This window comes from Actinoplanes sp. NPDC023936, assembly GCF_040639325.1.
GTDB lineage: Bacteria > Actinomycetota > Actinomycetes > Mycobacteriales > Micromonosporaceae > Actinoplanes.
On the sequence record NZ_JBEZZR010000038.1, the window covers coordinates 1 to 20698 of the forward strand.

The following is a 20698-nucleotide window of genomic DNA, read 5'->3' on the forward strand; positions in this document are numbered from 1 at the left end:
GGCCGATACCACTTCGCCACCCCTAAATGATCACAAACATGGATCAAAGTGGCTAGTCACCCGTAACCACCGTAGCCAAAAAGCAACAGGCTCCCCAGCGTGGGTGAGGGCACACCGAAGCCGCTCCAGCGTGGGTGAGGGCACACCGAAGCCCGCGTCGGCACCGGTGAGGGCACACGATCGCCGTCCGTGTGGCCGCGTCGCTGCTATGGCGTAGATGCGGGTCCACGATGGCGTTGTGTGCGTCCTCGTCCACCCTCCGAGCGCCGAGCGCCGAGCGCCGAGCGCCGAGCGCCGAGCGCCGAGCAGCAAGCAGCAAGCAGCAAGCGGCAAGCGGGAAGCGGGGGCGGCGGGCAGCGGGCGTCGAGCGGCGGGCGCCGAGTGGCGAGTGGCGGGCAGCGGGCGGCGGGCGGCGAGTGGCGAGCGGCCAGTGGCGGGCGGCCAGCCGCGGGGTCAGGCCACGTCGGGGCAGAGGTGTTCGACGATCACCGCGTTGATCTCTTTCGCGGCGGCGTCGCCGAAGCCGTACGGGTGTTCGGGCGAGGTGAACCGCATGTTCGTGTACATCAGGACCTTCTCCGGCTCGCTCGGGAAGCTCGTGATCGTGGCGCACTGATCCCGGCCCCGGTCGATGAGGCGTTCCGGATCCCGGTCTTTCGTGATCTCCGGGTTGATCGCCTTGAGCGCGGCGATGTAGGCCGCTGCGGTCGTGTCGTCCGGCCTCGGTGGAATGGCGGCCTGTTCCTCCGCCCGCGCGATGGCCTCGGCCTCGGCGGCGGCGTCGACGGCCGATGTCGCCGGCGCCTCCTCGTCCGCGCCGCCGCACGCGGTGAGCAACCCGGCCGCCAGCACGGCGATGGCACCTTCCCAGACCCGACGCGGCCGCATACCCGCTCCCGTCCTCGGTGGAGTGATCACGCGAGCACGCTACGGCGTTTCGATCAGGCCGGGGACGGACGAACGGCCCCCGGGTGAGGGCCGCCCCGATACATCGGAGTAGCTAAATGTATGACTACGGGTCCGGCTGGCCGCCGATGGGCGGGCTGGTGATTCTCGGGGTTCACCAGCCTGAACGCGCGTCAGCGCAGCTTGTGCAGCCGGATGGTGGTGCCGGACGGGGTGGAGTGGATGCGCACCAGGTCGCACAGCTCGTTCGTCAGGACGAGGCCGTACCCGCGGTGGCCGGTGTGTGGCGGCACGAGGCGTCCGGCGAGCGGATCGCTGAGGTGGCCGGTGTCCTCCAGCTGGCAGACGACGATGCCCGGCTCGGTCCAGACGGTGACCCGGCCGGGGCCTGCGGTGTGGTCGATCGTGTTGGCGGCCACCTCGCTCGCGGCGAGCACCAGCTCCTCGACGCGGTCCTCGGACAGGTGCCCGGCCGTCTCCCGCCGCACGAAGGAGCGCACGGCGGCGATGGTCGGCCCGTACACCAGCGACGGCGCGTCCGCCGGGGGCGGTGGCAGCGGCCGGTTGAAGGCGGCGGCGGTGACCACCGGGTCGGCGTAGTGGTGGCTGTCGCGCAGGGTTCCCTTCTCGATCACCGTGGGATGGGTGGACAGGGCGTCCGTGATCACCGCCGGTTCCAGCCGTGTCACGTCGTACGGGCAGAGGACTGCGGCGTCCCGGCCGGCGAACGCCGCGTTGATCAGCGCCTCGTGGGTGGCGCAGGCCGGGTACTCCAGCTCGGTGCGGTCCCGCCAGATCGGCTCGCCGACGATCGAGACGCGCTGGCCCGGATGGTCGGCGGCGAACCGCAGCAGCACGCCGGGAAGGATCCGGCCCGGGTTGCGGCCCGCCACCGCCATGTCCGCGTAGCCGACCCGGTCGCCGAGATCCGTCAGCGCGCCGCGCAACAGGTCCAGGTTCGCCGGCGGGACGGCGACCAGGACCGGGTCGTGGTTTTCCACCGCGGAGCGGACGAACGCGGTGACGGCTGCGACGTAGTCCGTGCTCTCGTGATACAGCAGGGCCGGATGGTGGAAGCCGCGAGCCTGGACAGTCATGCTGAGGTTCCTCCTAACCCGCTCCGCGGCACCCGGTCATGCCGTGCGGGCGACTGGCCCGCATGGCGCGACGCGAGGAGCCGAGCGAGTGCTGGGGGTCGGCCGGTGATCCGGAGCCGGCCCGCGGCCTGGTCCAATGCCCGCAACAGGACCCGGGCCGCAGCCGTGTCGACGAAACGCAGGCCGGACACGTCGACGGTAGCCGTTGCCGACCCGTCCGTCAGGGCGTCGAGCAGATGATCGAGCACGGCGCTGAGCGCCCGCTGATTCAGCAGGTCGGCCTCGCCTTCCAGGCGTAACCCGAACGGCTGCCGGGTGTGCCGGATCCGCAGCACGAGGTCGGGGTCGAACGGCGCGTCGGCTCCGACGGTGCCGGGGTGGGCCCGGCTGACCCCCCGCAGGCTCAGCGGGTCGAAGAGCCGAGGATCGTACGCGCAGACGCCCAGCAGGTAGCCCTCGGCGAAGATCGTGTTGGCTTCGGCCTCGAACTCGGGTAGCCGCTCGACTCCCGGCGCGGGCCGGCTCGCCCACGACATGTCGGTGATCAGGCGCAGGCCCGGGTTGCCCGCGTGGCGCGCGTCCTCGATCTCCCGCCGCAGGAAGCGCAGCGCCGTCGCCGGATCGAACACGCCGGCGGTCAGGAAGGACGGCTCGGCGGGCGCGAATCTCAGGTCGCCGGACGCCACTGCCGCGTCGGCGTGCAGGCCTCGGCCCCGCAGCGCGGCACGGGCCCGGTCACTGTCGTCGCCGCAGTAGAGAACCCGGTGGCCCGCGCGGAGTCCGGCACGGACCACGTCGATCAGCGACTCCAGACGGACGGCTTCGTTGCTGACGGTCCAGCAGATGTGATCACCCAAAGCGATGCGATCGAGTAGTGACAACCTGGCCACATCCTCTCAATGTCGACCAAGATGCCCACAGAACTTACTCCGGATGTCACCCGGCCTCGATAACTCGCCCGAGTGACATCGGGGAACAGCAACGGTCTCGCCCGTTCGGCCGGTGATCGCGGGGTCAGGGGGAGGCGGGGATCAGGAGGCGTGGCATGAGATAGTCACTCGATCTTGGACGGGGGACGATCGATGTACCGGACGATGCGATGGGCCGTGGCGGCCACCACTCTCGCGCTGCTCGGCGGCTGTGGTCAGGACGCGCCTGCCGCGGATGCCGCAGCCACCGGGCATAAGGTGTGGCAGGGCGTCGCCACCGACTGCCCGCCCCTGACCGCGCCCGCCTTCGCAGGACTCGAGCCCAGCCCTTCCAGCGAGAAGATCGATCGAGAAGGCGTGCTGTCGATCATGTGCATGTACGGCACGGCGGACACTCCGCCGACGCTGCTGGTGCACATCCGGGTCAACCGGAGCCCGGACCTGCACGGTGAGCCTGCCGAGATGGTACGGGGTTCGCGCCAGTACGCGCAGGGCAGCGGCTACCCGGTGATCGAGCTGTCCAACGGTGGAGTGCTGGCTGCGGAGTCAAGCGGTAGCGCGGAGGCCGTCGTGGCGTCCGGCAACGCGTCCCTCACGGTGATGGCTCAGCTCGAGATCGCACTCAACACCGAGGCCGAGCTGGTCGCGCATCGGGCGGAGTTCGAGCAGTCGCTGAACGACCTGGTCGGCAATCTGCGCTGAGCCCGGCAGCGGGTCAGGGGGAGTCGGGGAGCAGGAGGCGGCGGTTGTAGGCCTCGGCCACCGCCGCCGCGCGGTCGCTGACGCCCAGCTTCGCGTAGATGTTGAGCAGGTGGCTCTTGACCGTCGCCTCGGTGATGAACAGCCGGGCCGCCGCCTCCCGGTTGGTGTTGCCGGCCGCCACCAGGTGCAGCACCTCCAGTTCGCGCTGGCTGAGCAGCTGCGGCGCGGGGGTGCGGACCCGGTTGACCAGCCGCATCGCCACCGACGGGGAGAGCACTGTCTCGCCGCGCGCCGCCGCCCGTACCCCGCGCAGGAGGTCTTCGCGGGGGGAGTCCTTGAGCAGGTACCCGGTGGCGCCGGCCTCGATCGCCGGCAGCACGTGGGCGTCGTTGTCGTAGGTGGTCAGCACCAGGACCCGGGCCGGGTTGCCGGTGCGGGCCAGTTCGGTGATCGCGGTGAGGCCGTCCGTGCCGGGCATCCGCAGGTCCATCAGGATCACGTCGGGGGAGAGGGCCTGCGCCATCCGGACCGCTTCGGCGCCGTCGGCGGCCTCGCCGACCACGGTGAAGCCGGGCGCGGAGGCGAACATGGTGGCCAGGCCGTCCCGCACGACCGGGTGGTCGTCGGCGACCACGAGACGGATGGTGTGCTCACTCATCGAAGACTCCCTGGACCGGAACGCGGGCGGAGACGCCGGTGCCGGCGCCGGGCTCGGACTCGATCTGCAGCGTCCCGCCGAACGCCTCGACCCGCTGCCGCATGATGCTCAGACCGTAGCTGCCGTCCTTCAGCGACGACGGGTCGAACCCCGTGCCGTCGTCGAGCACGTCCAGCGCCACCTCACGTTCCAGGTAGGACAGGGTGACGCCGGCGCGGGTGGCGTTCGCGTGTCTGGCGATGTTGGCCAGGGCCTCCTGCGCGGTGCGGAGCAGGGCGAACTCGGCGTCGGCGGGGAGTGGTCGCGGTGTGCCGGTGGTCGTCACCCGTACCGGAAGGTGGTGCAATGCGGTCCAGCGCTCGGCGACACCGGTGAGCGCGTCGGCGAGGCGGGCCGTCTCCAGCTGTTCGGGGCGCAGCGCGTCCACCGAGCGGCGTGCCTCGGTGAGGCTCTGCCGGGCCAGGCCGGTGATCGCGTCGAACGGGCGCCGCCATTCCGCGGGGACCTCGTGGCGCTGCTCGGCCGCCTGCAACTGGGTGATGATGCCGGCGAGGCCCTGCGCGACGGTGTCGTGGATCTCCCTGGCCATCCGCTGGCGTTCCTCCAGGACACCGGCCTCGCGGGCCTGGACGAGCAGCCGGGCGTGCAGTGCGGCGTTCTCCTCGATCGACGCCGTCAGCAGGGCGTTGGCGCGGCTCAGCTCGTCGGAGTTGCGTTCGTCGAGGCGCAGCACCCACGCCATCACCGTCATGATCAGCACGTTGAGGGCGATGATCACCGCAGCGAGGGTGTAGTCGCCGGTGTCCGACTTGTCAAAGCTGGACGCCTGCGCGATCCCGGCCACCACCGCGACAGCGGCGATCGCCGGCACCCGCCCCGGCCAGGGCAGGAACGCGAACGCATAGATGTAGGCGGCCGTGGTGAAGAAACCGAACGCGGGCTCGCGCAGCACCAGCAGCGTCGTGAGCACGAGCAAACCACAGAACATCATTGCGGGGTACGGCAGCCGGCGCACGAACATTCCGGCCATCCACACGGCAGCGGCGGCGCAGAGCAGCAGCGATCCGGCGGTGGCGGGCCAGTCGACGAGCAGGTAGACGGTCAGCAGGGCGAGCACCCCGTAGGGCACCGCGGTCACCAGCAGCCGCGGCGGCTCGCTGCTCCGGGAGGCGTCCATTGTCGGCATCTTAGGACCAGCGGAACCAGCGGACGGCGGCTGCCGCGCTGAGCACCGCGTACCCGGTGAGGACCAGCAGCGGCTGGGCGGCCGGGAAGTCACCGGCGTAGGCGTACTGGAAGGCCTGCATGCCGGCGCCGAGCGGGGTGGCGTGGCTGATGTCGCGCAGCAGCGGCGGCATCTGGGTGATCGGCACCCAGAGCCCGGCGCAGAACATCAGCGGGAAGTACAGCACCGTGCCGATCGCGCTGGCCTGCGGCTGGCCGGTGGCGAGGGCGGTGATGAGCAGCCCGATGCCGAGCATCGCGGCGGCGACCAGCAGCCAGGCGACCACGAAGCTCACCACCGCGCCGGGCAGCGCGACGCCGAAGGCGAACCGGGCGGTGGCGAGGAAGACGACGGTGGCGACGACCGCGATCGCGAGGTTCGCCACCAGCTGGGCGGTGAGCACCCGGGCCGGGCCGACCGGGGTGGTCTGCAGGCGGCGCAGCACGCCGGCCTGCCGGTATCCGGCCAGGACGGTCGGCACCGCGATCAGGGCGAGCATGGCCAGGTTGAACAGGATCAGCACCGGCACGTACAGGTCGAAGGTGGCGACGCCGCCGTTGACGGCCTGCGGTTCGCGCAGCGACGGGACGTTGCCGAGGATGACGAGCAGCACGAGGGGGAAGCCGACTCCCCAGAGCGGGCCGATCTTGTCGCGGATCGACAGGACGGTCTCGGTCTTGATCAGGCGAAGCGTGCTCATCAGAGGTCCTCTCCGGTGGTGCTGCCGGTCAATGCGACGAACGCGTCCTCGAGGCTGGCCTGCTCGACGCGCAGGCGTTGCGGGGCGATGCCGTGGGCGGACAGCAGCGGGATGACGGTGGTGATGGCCTCGGCGGTGCCCTCGACGATGACGAGGTCGTCGCGGCGGGTGACCCGGGAGACCTCGGGCAGGGCGGTCAGCAGGGCGTCGTCGCACGGCCGGGACGGGTGGAAGACGATGCGCTGCTCGACGCGGGCCCGCGCGGTCAGGCCCTCCGGGGTGTCGACGGTGACGACCCGGCCGCCGTTGATCAGGGCCAGCCGGTCACAGAGCCGTTCGGCCTCCTCCATGAAGTGGGTGACCAGCACGATCGTGGTGCCCCGGGCACGGGCCTGCTCGATCAGCGCCCAGGTGTCGCGGCGGGCCTGCGGGTCGAGGCCGGTGGTGAGCTCGTCCAGGATGGCGACCTCCGGGTTGCCGACCAGGGCGAGGGCGATGGAGAGCCGCTGCTTCTGGCCGCCGGACAGTTTCGCGTACCGGGTGGTGGCCTTTGATGTGAGGTTGAGGGCGTCCATCAGCTCGCGCCAGTCGGCCGGCCGGGGGTAGAACGAGCTGTAGAGTTCGAGCGCCTCGGCGACCTGCAACCGGTCCGGCAGCTGGCTCTCCTGCAACTGCACGCCGAGCCGGCGGGTCAGCTCGGCCCGGTCGCGCAGCGGGTCGAGCCCGAGCACGCTGATCGTGCCCCGGTCCGGCGCGCGCAGCCCGGCGACGCATTCGACGGTGGTGGTCTTGCCGGCGCCGTTCGGGCCGAGGATGCCGAAGATCTCGCCGGGCTGGATGGTGAGGGAGACGTCGTCGACGGCGACGGTGCCGCCGTAGCGTTTGTGTATCTCGCGGACCTCGATGACTGCCATGCGTCTGAGCCTTCCGCCTGCGGCTCGTGGCGGGCAGTCACCGGCGGACGGGTTCGGTGCGCCGGACGGTGGGGCGCGCGAACCAGCCGATAGGCTGATTTGATCATGCCCCTTCTCCGGATCGGCGACGCCGACGTGTACTCCGAGATCGCCGGCGACGGCGATCCCGTCCTGCTGCTGCACGGCGGGTTCTGCTCGCTGGAGTCGCTGCGGGCGCAGTCCGACGCGCTCGTGGCCGACCACCGGGTGTACGCCTTCGAACGCCCCGGCCACGGGCGGACGGCCGACATCGAGGGGGAGTACGGGTACGCGCGGATGGTCGCCGACACCGTGGCGTACCTCGACGCGGTCGGCCTGGACGCGGCGCACGTCGTCGGCTACAGCGACGGGGCGATCATCGGGCTGTTGCTGGCGCTCGGCCACCCGGCGCGGGTGCGCTCGCTGACCGCGATCAGCGCGAACCTGGACCCGGGCGCGTTCCGCGACGCCGCCGGGGCCGGTCCCGTGCTCGATCCGCTTCCTCGGTCGTCGCAGGAGCCGCGGCCGGACGTCGAGCGGATGCACTACGAGCGGCTGTCGCCGGACGGGCCGCAGCACGCGGACGTCGTGCTGGAGAAGCTGTTCCGGCTCTGGCGCGGCGAGCCGCACATCGACCCGGCCGAGCTGGCCCGGATCACCGCGCCGGTGCTGGTGATGTCGGCGGACCGGGACACGATCCGGCCCGACCACAGCCTGCTCATCGCGGCGTCGATCCCGGGCGCGCAGCTGTGCGTCGTGCCGGGGACCACGCACAACCTCATTGCCGAGCGTCCGGAGCTGATCAGCCTGCTGATCCGTGACTTCCTGCGGCAGGCCACCCACCGGGGCGGCAAGCGCGCCTGACGCCGGCCCGGGCCTGTGGTGATGCGGGTGCGGCAGGACGGCGGACGTGGGTATATCGATCAAGAGGGCATCTGATCCTCTGGCCGACCGAGTACCGGCATGTCCTCCACCCGCGTGCCGGGCTGCCAGGGCCAGCGGTGGTACCGGTCCGGCCAGACGATCTGCAAGGCCTCCACGACGGTCCCTGCGGCGGCGTAGAACTGCGCGGCGACGGGCAGGTGGCGATCCGGCTCGGTCACGGCGACGAACTGAACCGGGTGACCCTCGATGACGTCGTCGGCATGCTGGCCGGGGGTGAACGCTCGCCGACCCGCGATGACCTCGTCGGCAGCGGTGCGCAGAGCGGGCCGGGAGATGTCCGGGGGCAGCCCGAACAGGATCAGCTCAGGATGCCCGTGGCCGGTCAGGCCGATCGTGTACCAGCACGCTTCCAGGGGAGTCGGCTGCGGCACGAACTGCAGATGTACGCCGGAACGCTCGATGGCCTCGCCGATCCGGCCGAGTCCGGTCTCCTGCTGTCCGGCTGTCACAGATTCGCCTTCCGCCCGGGTCGCCGCCGGTACCGGCCGGCTGAGTGCCCTTCCGTCCCGGCTGCATACCCGGAAGCCGAACACCCATACCAGCTGTTCAGCCGGCGAGTCCTCCGATGAGCGGCGACCGTCGCGTGGTTACCGGCGAGGAACAAGAGAATCGGAGTGCCCCCAGCCGGGCATGCTTAGATCGTTCGTCATGGTCAACCTTTCGGCATCCCGCACCGGTCACCTCGGGTCGCGCATCGTGAGCGTCGCCTCCTACCGGCCGCGGACCGAGGTGGGTAACGAACCGATCGCCGCCTTGATCGATTCGAGCGACGAGTGGATCCGCCGGCGTTGCGGCATCGAGTCGCGCCGGCGCGCCGCACCCGACGAGGACTTGGTCACGATGGCCGCGGCGGCCGGCTCCAAGGCTCTTGCCGGTGCCGGCATCGATCCGCACGAGGTCTCGGCCGTTCTGGTGGCGACGATGTCCCACCGTGGCCGCGCGACCACCGTGGCGCCCCTGGTGGCCGACGCGATGGGCGCGACCGCGGCTGCCGCGATGGATCTGGGGGCGGCGTGCGCCGGCTTCCCGTACGCACTGGCGACGGCTGACGCGCTCGTGCGCAGTGGCGCAGCCGGCTACGTGGTTCTGGTCGGCGCCGAGCGCATGACCGACATCATCGACGAGCGCGACCGCAGCACGGCGTTCCTCTTCGGTGACGGCGCCGGCGCGGTCGTCGTCGGTCCGGCGCCGACGTGCGAGATCGGCCCGGTGGTGTGGGGCGCGGACGGCTCCCGCAGCGAGGTGCTGCGGTACGACGAGGCGGGCATCCTGCGGATGGCGGGCCCGGAGGTTTTCCGCTGGGCGACGTCCGTCGTTCCCGACGTCGCCAGGCGGGCGCTGGACGCGGCCGGCATTTCAGCCTCCGACCTCGCCGCCTTCATTCCTCACCAGGCCAATCTGCGGATCACCACGGCCACGGCCAACGCCTTGGGGCTCGGCCCGCACGTCCGGGTGGCCACGGACATCGTCACCAACGGCAACACCGGCGCGGCCTCCATTCCCCAGGCGATGGCGGCCCTGCCCGACACGACGGGCCCCGCGCTGCTCGTGGGTTTCGGCGCCGGCCTTTCGTACGCGGCGCAGGTCGTCACCTTGCCCTGACCTGGGACCCGCTGAAGTGACGCGGGCCGGGTGATCAGATCCGGGTGCGGCGCAGCAGCCAGACGAAATAGGGGGCGCCGACCAGCGCCATCATCAGGCCGGCGGGGATCTGCGAGGGCGCGATCAGGGTACGGCCGAGGGTGTCGGCCACACCGACGAGCAGCCCGCCGAGCAGCATCGCCACCGGGATGATCCGCCGGTGCTGCACGCCGACCAGGCCGCGGGCGATGTGCGGGGCGACCAGCCCGACGAAACCGACCACGCCGACCGCCACGACGCTCACCGCCGCCGCGATCGCCGCGACCGTCAGCAGGACGAGCCGGGTTCGCTCCCGGCGTACGCCGAAGACCCGCGGGGTGTCCTCGTCGATGGCGAGCAGATCCAGTTCGCGCCGCATGCTCAGCACCAGCGGCGTGGCCAGCAGCAGCACCACGGCGACCGGCAGCACGTCGGCGAAGGACCGGCCGTACGTGGTGCCGGACAGCCAGGTCAGGATGCGCGGGGTGTCCCACGGGTCGGCCCGCAGCAGCAGGAACGTGCTGATGTCGCTGAGCGCGTACCCGCAGCCGATGCCGATCAGCAGGAAGCGGTCCGGCAGCAGCCCGCCGCGCCAGGCCAGCACCGCGATCAGCGCGAACGTGGCGAGCCCCAGTGCCACGGCCGTGCCGATCAGCGTGGGCCGCCCGCCGGGCGCGCCGGAGGTCACCACGATCACCGCGCCGAGGCCGGCGCCGGCCGTGATGCCGAGGACTCCGGGTTCGGCGAGCGGGTTGCGTACGGTGCCCTGCACGACGGTCCCGGCGAGGGCGAGCGCCATGCCGGCGACGACGGCCGCCGCGACCCGGGGGGCCCGGTCGTCGAGCGCCCGGCCGATCAGGTCCGGCGCGGCGCCCTGCAGCCAGAGCGCGATGTCGCCGGTACGCAGCCACAGGCTGCCGGCGAGCAGGCCGGTCACCACGGCCGCGACGAGCAGGACCGCGGCGACGACGGTGACGGTCAGGAAGCGGCGGCCGGACCGGATCGCGACCGGCGCGACGGGCGCCGGAGCCGTGCCGGTGTCGCGCAGCCGCAGCGCGAGAACCACGATGACGATCGCGCCGAGCAGCGAGGTCGGGACGCCGGTGGGGATCGAGGCGGCCGCCTGGGCGCCCATCAGCGCCCGCAGCACGGCGTCGGCGAGCAGCACGAACAGCGCGCCGACCAGGCCGCACGCCGGGATTCCGAAGCGGTGCCGGCTCAGCGCGCCGATCCGGGTGGCGGCGAGCCGCACGGCGACCGGCGCGGCCAGGCCGACGAACGCGAGCGGGCCGGCGAGGGTCACCGAGATGCTGGTCAGCAGCACGGCGCAGAGCACCGCGAGCAGCCGGGTGGAGCGGATCGGCACGCCGAGCGAGGCGGCCGTGTCGTCGCCGAGACCGAGCACGTCGAGACGCCGGGACAGCAGCAGCGCGGCGGCGAGCGCCACGATGACGACCGGGGCGGCGCGGGTGGCGGCGTCCAGGTTGAGCTGGGCGAGGGAGCCGCTGCCCCAGGCGTACAGACCGGTGGTGTTCTCCTGGAAGAGGATGAGCAGCGTCGCCGCGCCCGCGTCGAGGGCCATCGCGACCGCGGAGCCGGCCAGGATCAGCCGGGTCGAGCCGATGCCGGAGGCGCTGCCGGCGAGACCGAGCACGAGGGCCGCGGCGAGCAGGCCGCCGCCGAAGGCCACGGCGCCGGAAGCCCAGAGCGGCACCGCGAGGCCGAACGCGGCGACCGCGCAGAGCGCGAAGTACGAGCCGGCGGTGACCGCCAGGGTGTCCGGGGCGGCCAGGGCGTTGCGGGTGACCGACTGCAGCAGCGCCCCGGCCGCGCCGAGCGCCACGCCGACGGCGATCCCGGCGAACACGCGCGGCAGGCGGGAACCGGTCACCACGTCGGCGATCGGCACGCCCCCGACGTCCTCGTGCGCGCCGAGCAGGTAGCGCAGCAGATCGGTGAACCCGACCCCGGAGGTGCCCTGGGTGACGTGCCACAGCCCGGCCGCGACGACCAGGACGAGCAGGGCGGCCAGCACGGCCGCCCCGCTCGAGCCGCGACCGAGCCCGACGGCGGGCAGCGCCCGCCGGACCCGGGTGTCGCTCACGCCTGCGTCAGGATCTTCACGTACGCGTCGATCGCCTGCTCGTTGGAGAGCGGGCCGCCGGCGCCCCAGACGCCGGCCGGGAAGGCGTAGGCGCGCTTCTCCTTGACGGCCGGCAGGGCGGTCCAGATCGGGCTCTTGGTCAGTTCCGTGACGTAGCTGTCCGGGGTCGCGTCGTCGGAGTAGAACAGGGTGGCGTCGCCGACGGCGGTGAGGCCCTCGATGTCGGTCTGCGCGAGACCGTACGACGGGTCGACGCCGCCACTGCCGTACGCTGAATTGATCTTTTCGGTCCAGGCCGGGGTCATCCCGAGCTGCTCGCCGAGCTCGGTGAAGAGCGCGCCCTCGCCGTAGGGGCGGATGACGACGTTGCCACCCTCGATCCAGCCGTCGAAGAACAGGAAGTCGCGGGCCGCCGTGTTCGCGACCTTCTGCTTGGCCTCGGCGAGGTGCTTGTCGAACTGCTGGAGCACGAGGTCGGCACGCTCGGTGCGGCCGGTGGCCGTACCGATCATGGAAAAGACCTTCTTCATGTTGGCGATCTGCCCGGAGGCGTCCGCGCCGACCGTGGCGAGCACCGGCACGCCGCGCTTCTCCAGTCTGGTGATCAGCTCGTCGTCGGCCTTGAACGCCTCCACGACGATGAGGTCGGGGTTCGTCGCGTAGAGCGCGTCGAGGTCGGGCTCACCGCGCTGGCCGGCGTCGACCACGCCCGCGGGCAGGGTCTCCGCCTTCACGTACGTGGCGTAGCCCTTCGGGTCGGCGACCGCGACCGGGTTCAGGCAGAGGGTGAGCAGGTCCTCGGTCTGCTGCCACTCCAGCACCGCGACCCGCTGGGCGGGCTTGGCCAGCTCGACCTTGCGCCCGACGCCGTCGGTCATCGACACCGGCCCGGTCGCGGTCGTGGTGGTGTCGTTCGCGCAGGTCTGCGAGACGGGCGCGGCCGAGCCGGTGGCGGCCGGTTCCTCGACCTCGGTGGTGCCGCAGGCCGTGACCGTCACGGCGACCGTCGCGGCGGCGGCCGCGAGGCGGATAAGGCGATTCATGCGAGCGTTTCTCCTGAGGTGGTGCGGTGGCGGGCGGGGTGCCGCCCGACAGGGTCGATGTGCAGGCGGCCGGTGCGCGGGTCGATCGCGACCTCGACGCGCAGGTCGTACACCTCGCTGAGGTTCTCGGCGGTGAGCACCCGGACCGGGTCGCCGGCGGCGTGGATGCGCCCGGCGCGCAGGAGCAGCAGCGTGTCGGCGACCCGCGCGGCGTGGTCGAGGTCGTGCAGCACGATGCCGACGGCGACGCCGTGCTCGTCGGCGAGGTCGCGCACCAGGTCGAGGGTTTCGATCTGGTAGCGCAGGTCCAGGTGGTTCGTCGGCTCGTCGAGCAGCACGACGCCGGTCTCCTGGGCCAGGCAGGCGGCCAGCCACACCCGCTGCATCTCGCCGCCGGAGAGCTCGCCGACCGGCCGGGCGGCCATGTCGTGCACGCCGGTGGCCCGCATGGCGCGGTCGATCGCGGCGCGGTCCGCGGCCGAGGGCCCGGCGAACCGCCGCCGGTGCGGATGGCGGCCGAACGCGACCACCTCGCTGACGGCCAGGCCGTGCGGGACCTGACGGGACTGGGAGAAGAGCGTGACCTCGCGGGCGAACTCGCGGGCGTTGAGCAGCGATGCCGCGCGCTCGGGCTGTCCGTCGCGCGGGCCCAGCAGGACCGTGCCGCCGTCGGCCCGGTGCAGCCGGGCGAGAGCGCGCAGCAGCGTGGACTTGCCGCTGCCGTTCGGGCCGATCAGCGCGGTGACGTGACAGGGCGCCAGCTCCACCGAGACGCCGTGGACCACGGTGGTCCTGCCGTAGCGCAGGTCCAGCTGGTCACCGCGCAGGACGGCGTGCGGCATCGGGAGGGCTCCTCAAGTAAGGGTTGCCTTGCCTTACGGAGGCTAGGTGATGATCAACTTGTCGGCAATCCCGCACCCCGGACACCGGATACGAGATTCCGGACATCAGGCGCGGGAGGTCAACAACCCCGGTGTCACGTTCATCACCCGCCGGAACGCCGCGATGAACGTGCTCGGCTGCGCATAGCCGAGCCGCTCCGACACCGCGCCGACCTCGGCGCCCGCCGACAGCAGCGCCAGCGCCTCATGGATGCGCAACGCCTGCCGCCACTGCGCGAACGACAGCCCGGTGGCCTCCCGGAACGCCCGCGTGATCGTCCGGTCGCTGACACCCAGATGCGCCGCCCACTCCTGCAGCCCACGATCGTCGGACGGGTCCGCGAGCAGCGCCTCGGCGATCGGGTCGATCCGCGGATCACCGGGCAGCTCCAGCGCGAACTGCCGGTCCGACGGGGCGAGCACGTCGAACACGACAGCCTCGGTACGGGCCCGCGCCGCGGCGTCGAGATCCGTGCGCGCCAGGCGCAGCAGCAGCGACTCCAGCAGCGGCGTCATGGTGATCGAGGTGGGGCCGTCGAACGTGACGGGGGTGCGGTCCGGCGCGAAGAACGCGTCGTGCAGCTCGGCGGCGGCGGTCAACCGGCCCCCGTGGACCACGCCGGCCGGCAGCCACAGGCCGAACCCCGGCGGGACGGTGTGGATCCGGTTGCCGATCCGGGTGGTGAGCGTTCCGCCGCGTACCCACACCAGCTCGTGCATCGGATGCGCATGCGGCAGCCAGTCCGTCGCCACCCCCGGCACCTCGGACTCCGCGACGATGGCCGGCGACGCCGGGTCGCCGGGCGGCGCCGACACGGCTCGCCGGACCACCGTGCCCGGGTCGCGCCGCCAGGTGCCGAGGCTGAGATCATCGGAGGCCGGGAGAACCATGGCGCGAGGGTACGGTAATCCACCCGGTGAAAGGATCGAGGATGACCAGCACCGCTGACCTGTATGACGAGCACGGCGACCGTCTGCAGTCCTGCGACACCCAGCTGCGCCAGTACGGGGCCGTCGCCGCCTTCGCCGGTGCGGCCGTCACGGTCTCCTGCTTCCAGGACAACGCCCTGCTCAAGTCGGTGCTCGGCGAGCCCGGCGCGGGCCGGGTGCTGGTCGTCGACGGCGGCGGCTCGCTGCACACCGCCCTGATGGGCGACCTCATCGCCGGGCTCGCCGTGGAGAACGGCTGGGCCGGCGTGATCATCAACGGCGCGGTCCGCGACGTCGCCGCGCTGCGCGAGCTGCCGATCGGGATCAAGGCACTCGGGTCGAACCCGCGCAAGAGCACCAAGACCGGCGCGGGGGAGCGTGACGTCGTGGTCGAGTTCGGCGGCTGCCTCTTCACCCCGGGCGCGCGGGTGGTCAGCGACGACGACGGCATCGTGGTGCTGTCGTAGCCAACCGTTACGCTCGCCGTTCATGAGCTCCCCGAACGTGCCCGTGGCCGCCGGCGCCGTCACCCGGCCCGTCCCGTGGCCGTGGCCGGACCGCCTCCTGCTGCTGGCGCTGGCCGCCGCGTCGGCGCTGGTCTGGGCGTTCGGGGTGACCGAGTGGCAGCCGCTGAGCGAGCCCACCGGCCCGGACGCCTACGGGGTGAACAACACCTACTGGGCGCGGGAGCTGCGCTGGGGCGCGCTGATCGGGTTGGTCGTGGTCCTGGTGGTGGCCGTCCGCGGCAGCCGCCGGCCCACCTGCGCCGTCCTGGTCGCCGGGTGCGGATGGCTGGCCGCCGACATCGCCCTCGACCGGATCGACCCGGCGTCGGGCGTCGCGCCGACAGCTGTCGCGGCCGCGCTGCTCTGCGGCGTGGCCGCCCTCGCGCTCCCGGCCTCCGCCGCGCTCCTTGGTGCGCCCGCGCCCCGTCAGGCACCGGTGTTGCCTGCCGTGCCCGGCCGGGCCGCGGTGTTCACCGCGGCGCTCGTCGCGGCCGTCGCGGCCGGGCTGGTGACGCCGACCGAGTCGCCCACCGACGTCGAACCGGAGCTCAACCTCGGCAGCGCGCTCGCCGGCTCCCTGCTGGCCCTGATCGCCGTCGTCGCCGGGGTGCACGCGGCCGGGTCGATCAGCCGCCGGCGCGCGCTGCTCGCCGTGCCGGCCGGACTCGTTGCCGCCGCAACGCCCTGGGTGCTGCGGTACTCCTCTCCCGAACCGACCAGCGGCCGGGATGTGGGCACGTTCGCGTTCACCGTGCTGCTCGTGGTCGTTGTCGTCGCCCTGGCCGGCCACGGCCCCCGCCTGAGCAATTACGGGCAGGACGCCGGCGTCGTCGCGGCCATCACCGCGCTCGCCCAGGTGGGGATGCTGCTGCCGCTCCTGCTGTTCTCGGCGGTCCTGCCCCTCGGTGACCTGTTCACCGGCCTGGCCGGGAACCCGCCGGTCCAGGACGCCGACACCGACCTCCTCGGGGTGATCCTGGCGGTCCCGATGGGACTGGTCCTCAACCTCCTGCTGCGCGGCTTCATCCGCGGGCGGCCCGAGTGATCGCGCCTTTGGTTTCGCCTTTGGTTTCGCCTTTGGTTTCGCCTTCGGCTTCGCGGTGGGCGTGACGAGCGGGGTCGCCACGACCCGCGCCCGTCGCCCGGAGCGGACCGGTGGAAGCCACTTTCGTGCTGGTGCCCAGCCCGTACGTGGGGCGTCCCATGAACCGAGAGGTTGGACCGGCTGGTTCACCGATCTCGCGCACCGGCACAGCAGCCAGCCGTGACGCAGCGGCGATGGCCGGCCCGGCGTCCTGATAGCTCCGCTGAGGCGTTGCCGCTCGACGTGTACGAGATGCGTGAGCCGGCCGAGATGTGCCGGGACATGTTCGACGACCGCAGCGTGAGTTGTCCGAGGTGAGGGACACCCAGCTAACCATGCGACCGGTCGCGGCCGGTGCGGCCTGCAAAGCGTGTCCCTCACCCCTTCGGCACCCACCGGCAGGGCAACTACGACGAAGCTAGGACCGGCCCCGCGGACATCGAAACGCCGTCCGCGGCATCTCATCGGACATCATGACGAAGTTCAAACGTCACCGCTGTGTCCACTACCGTGGCGGTATGAGCCAGCGGCTACGTACCGCCATGCTGCGCGCCGAACTCGACGCGGGCGGACTTGCCGCCGCCGTCCAAGTCGATGTCAAGACCGTTAACCGATGGCTGGCCGGCCGTATCCCGCACCAGCGCACTCGCCTGGCCGTCGCCGACCTACTCGGCGAGACCGAAGCCGCGCTCTGGCCGCAGGCCCGCCCGGACCTCGCCGACGGTAGCGAAGCGACCGCCGAGGTCGTCGCCGCCTGGGCACACCGCACCGACATCCCGAACAGCTTGTGGACCTCACTGCTGACGGGGACCAGCAAGCAGATCGACGTGCTCGGCTACGCCTACCCGTTTCTGCTGGAATTGCTGCCGGACGTCATGCGGATGCTGGCTGACAAGGCTGAGGCCGGCGCTCGGATCCGGCTGGCGTTCGCCGACCCGGACTGCGCGCAAGTGGCGGAACGCGACGTCTTGGAGCAGATCGGCGGCACCTTGCCGGGCCGCATCCGGATAGCCTTGAACTTCTGCGAACCTCTCCAGCAGGTCGACGGTGTGCAGATCGGATTGCACGCCGTGCACCTCTACAACGCGGTGTACCGCTTCGACAACCAGATGATCGTCACCCCCTACCTGTACCGGGTCCGCGGCTACCAGCACCCCGCCCTGCACCTGCGCGAACTGTCCCCGCACGGCATCTTTGCCTCATTCGCCGACCAGTTCGAACAGGTCTGGGAAACCACCCTCGCCCATCCGAGCGGACAGCCCTGGTGAGCGGCCGCCGCGACTACTACCGCGACCCGGCCGCACCGCGAGCCAACAGCCTCATACCCGGCGGCTCCGCCCTGGTCGTCAACGAGCACGGCGGGGTCCTGCTGCAACGCCGCACCGACTCCGGCAACTGGGCACTACCCGGCGGCACCATGGACATCGGCGAAACCCTCGACCAGTGCGTGGTGCGCGAGGTCAAGGAGGAAACCGGCCTCGACATCGAGATCATCGGCCTCCTCGGCATCTACACCGACCCGCAGCACGTGATCGCCTACGCCGACGGCGAAGTCCGCCAGGAATTCAACATCACCTACTACGGCCGCGTCATCGGCGGCACCCTCGCCGTCAGCGACGAGTCCACCGACGTGCGGTTCGTCGACCCGGCCGAGTTCGACCGCATCCCGATCCACGACACCGTCCGACTGCGCCTCCGCCACCACGTCGAACACCGCACCAGGCCCTACCTCGGATAGCCCCGCCAGACCCGCCCGACGGCCGTCAACGGCGCTGGCTGTCTGTCCACGCTCCACCTTCGGCATGAATTTGACCGAAAGAATGGTCCTGGATCTACGGCCAGGTCCATCTCTCGACCGTCGAATGGTGACTTTGGGTAACGGCTCCTCTTCACGCCGACGGGGGGCAGGGGAGCACGGCCTGGGTCCGGGCGGGCGGTAGGTGACCCGGCCGATTCCGGTCGACAGCTGGAGCGAGCGCGGGCCTCGCGACCTCGAGGTGGTGAAGCCCGCGCTCGGCGGTGGTCAGGCTTGTGGTGTGGGCAGGGTGATCACCTGGCGCAGGTTGACGTGGCGGGGGCGCGAGACGACGTACCCGATGAGGTCGGCGATGTCGCCCGCGCTGAGCGCGGGCATCGCCTGGAACATCGCGCCAAGCTGGGCGGAGAGTTCGGTGTTGTCGAAGTGTCCGCTCAGCTCGGTGTCGGTCAGGCCGGGTTCGATGTTGGTGACCCGGACCGCCTCCGCGCCCAGCTCGGTGCGCAGCGATGCGGAGAGGTGGGTGAGCGCGGCCTTGGTGGCGGAGTAGACGGCGTACTGCGGGAAGAGGGCGTGCGCGGCGATGGAGGAGATGTTGACCAGGTCGGCGGTACCGCCGGCGGCCGCGGTCGCGCGGAGCCCCGGCAGGAAGGCGCGGATGACGCGGAGCGCGCCGGTCAGGTTGGTGTCGATCATGCGGGTCCACTCGTCCTCGCGGCCGTCGCCGATCGGGTTCGGCAGCATCACCCCGGCGGCGTTGACGACCAGGTCCGCCCGGCCGTAGGCGGCCTCGACGGCGGTGGCGGCAGCCGCCACCGAGACCGTGTCGGTGACATCGACGGGTACGGCCAGCGCGGTTCCGCCCTCCGCCGTGATCTTGGCTGCCAGCTCTTCCAGGCGGTCCCGGCGGCGGGCGAGCAGGGCGACCCGGGCCCCGCCGGCGGCGAGCAGGAGTGCGGTCGCCTCGCCCATGCCGCTGGCGGCTCCGGTGATCACGGCGGTCCGGTCGTGCAGTTCGTAGCTGTTCATGGCAACAGCGTCTGCCGGTCCGGGATCCGGTGGCAGGGTCGCGTCGTAACCTGGGTCTGACAGACCCAGGATCCGGTTTGCGGCACCAGGCAGACTGTGGCCATGACAGCGTTCCCCGTACCGGCCCGCGAGACGGACATCGGCGCTTTTCTTCGGGCCCGGCGTGCTGCCGTCCGGCCGGAGGAGTTCGGCCTGCCGGTGCTGGGCCGCCGCCGGGTGCCCGGCCTTCGCCGCGAGGAGCTGGCCCAGCTGGCCGGCGTGAGCCCCGACTACTACGTCCGGCTGGAGCAGGGTCGCGGCCACCACGTGTCCGATTCGGTGCTGGACGCCGTGGCCCGGGTGCTGCGCCTCGACGACACCGAGCGCGAACACCTGATCAACCTGGCCCGTTCCGCCGGTGCCCGGTCGCGCCCGGCCCGGGCGCCTCGCCAGCGCATCCGTCCCGGCGTACGCGTGTTGCTCGACATGATGCAGACCGTGCCGGCCTTCGTTCTCGGGCGGCGCCTGGACGTGCTGGCCTGGAACCCGCTCGGCGACGCGGTCAACGGTTTCAGCACCTGGCCGGCCGGGCAGCGCAATATCGTCTGGCGGACATTCCTGGACCCGCGGGCCCGGACGTTCTATCGGCAGTGGAACACCGTCGCCGCCGAGACGGTCGCCTTCCTGCGTCTCGACAGCGGACGCCACCCCGGCGACCCGCAGTTGACCGCGCTGGTAGGTGAGCTCTGCGTCACCAGTCCGGAGTTCGCCCGGCTGTGGGCGGCCCAGCAGGTCAGGGACAAGACGTCCGGCGCGAAGCTGCTGCACCACTCGCTCGTCGGGGATCTGGAGCTCGGCTTCGAGACGCTCACGCTGCCCGGCGACCCGGATCAGATGCTCGTCGCCTACACGGCGCCGCCCGGCAGCCCGACCGGGGAGCGGCTGCAACTGCTGGCGAACTGGACGGCGCCGGATGCTGATCCGGTCCGGGCAGCCGTCCCGCCGCCGGCGGAGCGGACTTTGTAGCGCAGCGGCACCGTACGATTCCCGGGTGACCAGTGACTCGACTACGCCCGATCTTGACGTCACCAGAGTGATGACCGCGTCACCTGAGCAGATCTGGGCGGCTTGGATCGACCCGGCTGCGATCGCCCGCTGGTGGGGGCCCGACGGCTTCACCAGCACGGTCCGCGAACTTGATGTCCGCGAAGGTGGCCGATTCGACGTGGTGATGCAGGGCCCGGATGGTTCCACATTCGAAAACCTGTACCTGTTCGACGACGTTGAAGCAGGTAAGCGCGTCTCGTACGTCCATCAAGGCTCGCCCGAGCATGGCTTGGCTCCTTCTCGTTCGGTGGTATCGATCGAGGAGGTGGATGCACTGTCACAAACCCTCGTGACGCTACGGTCCTTCTACGCTTCGGAATCCGATCGGAAGAAGCACCTTGTGGACTTCCAGGCGGCCGCCGGGGCGCACCAACTCCTGGAACGGCTGGAAGCGGTTGCCGTGCGCGGAGCGGGCGCCGTGCCCGCCACGCCCGAAGGCCCGTAGGGCCCTCAGAGCAAGTCAGGATCATCGGGCCGTGGCAGATCGCCCGAGTCCCACCGATCTGCCGGTCCGGCACGGCGGCGCGTCACCTCGCGCAGGCTCGGCGGACACCCCCGATCAGCC

At 71.7% G+C, this 20698-nt stretch carries 22 protein-coding genes; 9 read left to right on the plus strand and 13 right to left on the minus strand.

Features of this window, described 5'->3' with window-relative positions:
• Positions 1-453: 453 nt before the first annotated feature.
• The 3 genes from AB0F72_RS33885 to AB0F72_RS33895 all read right to left on the minus strand — a co-directional run bounded on the left by AB0F72_RS33885 (position 454) and on the right by AB0F72_RS33895 (position 2860).
• Positions 454-888 (minus strand): hypothetical protein, encoded by a 435-nt coding sequence (locus AB0F72_RS33885; RefSeq protein WP_360440193.1) that lies wholly within the window; start codon positions 886-888, stop codon positions 454-456.
• A 191-nt stretch (positions 889-1079) separates the two neighbouring features.
• Positions 1080-2003: a sensor histidine kinase gene (locus AB0F72_RS33890; protein WP_360440196.1), complete on the minus strand. Its 924-nt coding sequence runs from the start codon at positions 2001-2003 to the stop codon at positions 1080-1082.
• Positions 2000-2860 (minus strand): MEDS domain-containing protein, encoded by an 861-nt coding sequence (locus AB0F72_RS33895; protein WP_360440199.1) that lies wholly within the window; start codon positions 2858-2860, stop codon positions 2000-2002. Before AB0F72_RS33895 ends, AB0F72_RS33890 begins: the two co-directional genes overlap by 4 nt.
• 225 nt (positions 2861-3085) lie before the next feature.
• On the opposite strand from AB0F72_RS33895, the gene AB0F72_RS33900 reads away from it, so the two are divergent.
• A complete protein-coding gene (locus tag AB0F72_RS33900; protein WP_360440202.1) occupies positions 3086-3634 on the plus strand; it encodes a hypothetical protein in 549 nt (182 codons plus the stop codon).
• 13 nt (positions 3635-3647) lie between these two features.
• On the opposite strand, the gene AB0F72_RS33905 is transcribed toward AB0F72_RS33900, so the two are convergent.
• Genes AB0F72_RS33905 through AB0F72_RS33920 form a run of 4 tightly spaced genes read right to left on the minus strand, consistent with a single transcriptional unit; the run spans position 3648 to position 7131 of the window.
• Positions 3648-4292 (minus strand): response regulator transcription factor, encoded by a 645-nt coding sequence (locus tag AB0F72_RS33905; protein ID WP_360440205.1) that lies wholly within the window; start codon positions 4290-4292, stop codon positions 3648-3650.
• A complete protein-coding gene (locus AB0F72_RS33910) occupies positions 4285-5469 on the minus strand; it encodes a sensor histidine kinase (protein ID WP_360440208.1) in 1185 nt (394 codons plus the stop codon). Before AB0F72_RS33910 ends, AB0F72_RS33905 begins: the two co-directional genes overlap by 8 nt.
• 10 nt (positions 5470-5479) lie before the next feature.
• Complete coding sequence (locus AB0F72_RS33915; protein WP_360440211.1) at positions 5480-6217, minus strand: ABC transporter permease; 738 nt, start codon at positions 6215-6217, stop codon at positions 5480-5482.
• Complete coding sequence (locus AB0F72_RS33920) at positions 6217-7131, minus strand: ABC transporter ATP-binding protein (RefSeq protein ID WP_360440214.1); 915 nt, start codon at positions 7129-7131, stop codon at positions 6217-6219. The genes AB0F72_RS33915 and AB0F72_RS33920 overlap by 1 nt, the downstream gene beginning before the upstream one ends.
• Positions 7132-7236: 105 nt before the next feature.
• Between AB0F72_RS33920 and AB0F72_RS33925 the strand changes: the two genes are divergently transcribed.
• Positions 7237-8013 carry an alpha/beta hydrolase gene (locus AB0F72_RS33925; protein WP_360440217.1) on the plus strand — a complete coding sequence of 259 codons (777 nt, stop codon included), beginning with the start codon at positions 7237-7239 and terminating at the stop codon, positions 8011-8013.
• Between the two features lie 59 nt (positions 8014-8072).
• Here AB0F72_RS33925 and AB0F72_RS33930 read toward each other — a convergent pair whose 3' ends face one another.
• Positions 8073-8543 carry a DUF4262 domain-containing protein gene (locus AB0F72_RS33930; RefSeq protein ID WP_360440220.1) on the minus strand — a complete coding sequence of 157 codons (471 nt, stop codon included), beginning with the start codon at positions 8541-8543 and terminating at the stop codon, positions 8073-8075.
• Between the two features lie 199 nt (positions 8544-8742).
• Between AB0F72_RS33930 and AB0F72_RS33935 the strand changes: the two genes are divergently transcribed.
• On the plus strand, positions 8743-9696 hold the full coding sequence (locus AB0F72_RS33935; RefSeq protein WP_360440223.1) for a beta-ketoacyl-ACP synthase 3: 954 nt from the start codon (positions 8743-8745) through the stop codon (positions 9694-9696).
• 34 nt (positions 9697-9730) lie between these two features.
• Here the strand turns inward: AB0F72_RS33935 and AB0F72_RS33940 are convergent, their stop codons facing one another.
• From AB0F72_RS33940 to AB0F72_RS33955, 4 genes are all read right to left on the minus strand, one after another.
• On the minus strand, positions 9731-11818 hold the full coding sequence (locus AB0F72_RS33940; RefSeq protein ID WP_360440226.1) for an iron ABC transporter permease: 2088 nt from the start codon (positions 11816-11818) through the stop codon (positions 9731-9733).
• Positions 11815-12861 carry an iron-siderophore ABC transporter substrate-binding protein gene (locus AB0F72_RS33945; protein ID WP_360440229.1) on the minus strand — a complete coding sequence of 349 codons (1047 nt, stop codon included), beginning with the start codon at positions 12859-12861 and terminating at the stop codon, positions 11815-11817. Before AB0F72_RS33945 ends, AB0F72_RS33940 begins: the two co-directional genes overlap by 4 nt.
• On the minus strand, positions 12858-13703 hold the full coding sequence (locus tag AB0F72_RS33950) for an ABC transporter ATP-binding protein (protein ID WP_360440232.1): 846 nt from the start codon (positions 13701-13703) through the stop codon (positions 12858-12860). Before AB0F72_RS33950 ends, AB0F72_RS33945 begins: the two co-directional genes overlap by 4 nt.
• A gap of 105 nt (positions 13704-13808) precedes the next feature.
• The gene (locus AB0F72_RS33955; RefSeq protein WP_360440235.1) at positions 13809-14633 is read right to left on the minus strand and encodes an AraC family transcriptional regulator; all 825 of its coding nucleotides are present in this window, start codon (positions 14631-14633) and stop codon (positions 13809-13811) included.
• 41 nt (positions 14634-14674) lie between these two features.
• Here AB0F72_RS33955 and rraA point away from each other — a divergent pair, with 41 nt between their 5' ends.
• The 4 genes from rraA (at position 14675) to AB0F72_RS33975 (ending at position 18000) form a co-directional block, all read left to right on the plus strand.
• A complete protein-coding gene (gene rraA / locus AB0F72_RS33960; RefSeq protein WP_360440238.1) occupies positions 14675-15139 on the plus strand; it encodes a ribonuclease E activity regulator RraA in 465 nt (154 codons plus the stop codon).
• A gap of 22 nt (positions 15140-15161) precedes the next feature.
• Entirely contained in the window at positions 15162-16223 is a 1062-nt protein-coding gene (locus AB0F72_RS33965) for a hypothetical protein (RefSeq protein WP_360440241.1), read from the plus strand.
• A gap of 581 nt (positions 16224-16804) precedes the next feature.
• Positions 16805-17530: an XRE family transcriptional regulator gene (locus tag AB0F72_RS33970; protein WP_360440404.1), complete on the plus strand. Its 726-nt coding sequence runs from the start codon at positions 16805-16807 to the stop codon at positions 17528-17530.
• Positions 17527-18000, plus strand: coding sequence for an NUDIX domain-containing protein (locus tag AB0F72_RS33975; RefSeq protein WP_360440244.1), 474 nt, complete (start codon positions 17527-17529; stop codon positions 17998-18000). The genes AB0F72_RS33970 and AB0F72_RS33975 overlap by 4 nt, the downstream gene beginning before the upstream one ends.
• Before the next feature lie 285 nt (positions 18001-18285).
• Here the strand turns inward: AB0F72_RS33975 and AB0F72_RS33980 are convergent, their stop codons facing one another.
• Positions 18286-19047, minus strand: coding sequence for an SDR family oxidoreductase (locus tag AB0F72_RS33980; RefSeq protein ID WP_360440247.1), 762 nt, complete (start codon positions 19045-19047; stop codon positions 18286-18288).
• Between the two features lie 102 nt (positions 19048-19149).
• Here AB0F72_RS33980 and AB0F72_RS33985 point away from each other — a divergent pair, with 102 nt between their 5' ends.
• Positions 19150-20052 carry a helix-turn-helix transcriptional regulator gene (locus AB0F72_RS33985; RefSeq protein WP_360440250.1) on the plus strand — a complete coding sequence of 301 codons (903 nt, stop codon included), beginning with the start codon at positions 19150-19152 and terminating at the stop codon, positions 20050-20052.
• Positions 20053-20077: 25 nt separating this feature from the next.
• Entirely contained in the window at positions 20078-20578 is a 501-nt protein-coding gene (locus AB0F72_RS33990; RefSeq protein WP_360440253.1) for an SRPBCC domain-containing protein, read from the plus strand.
• Positions 20579-20698: the final 120 nt, after the last annotated feature.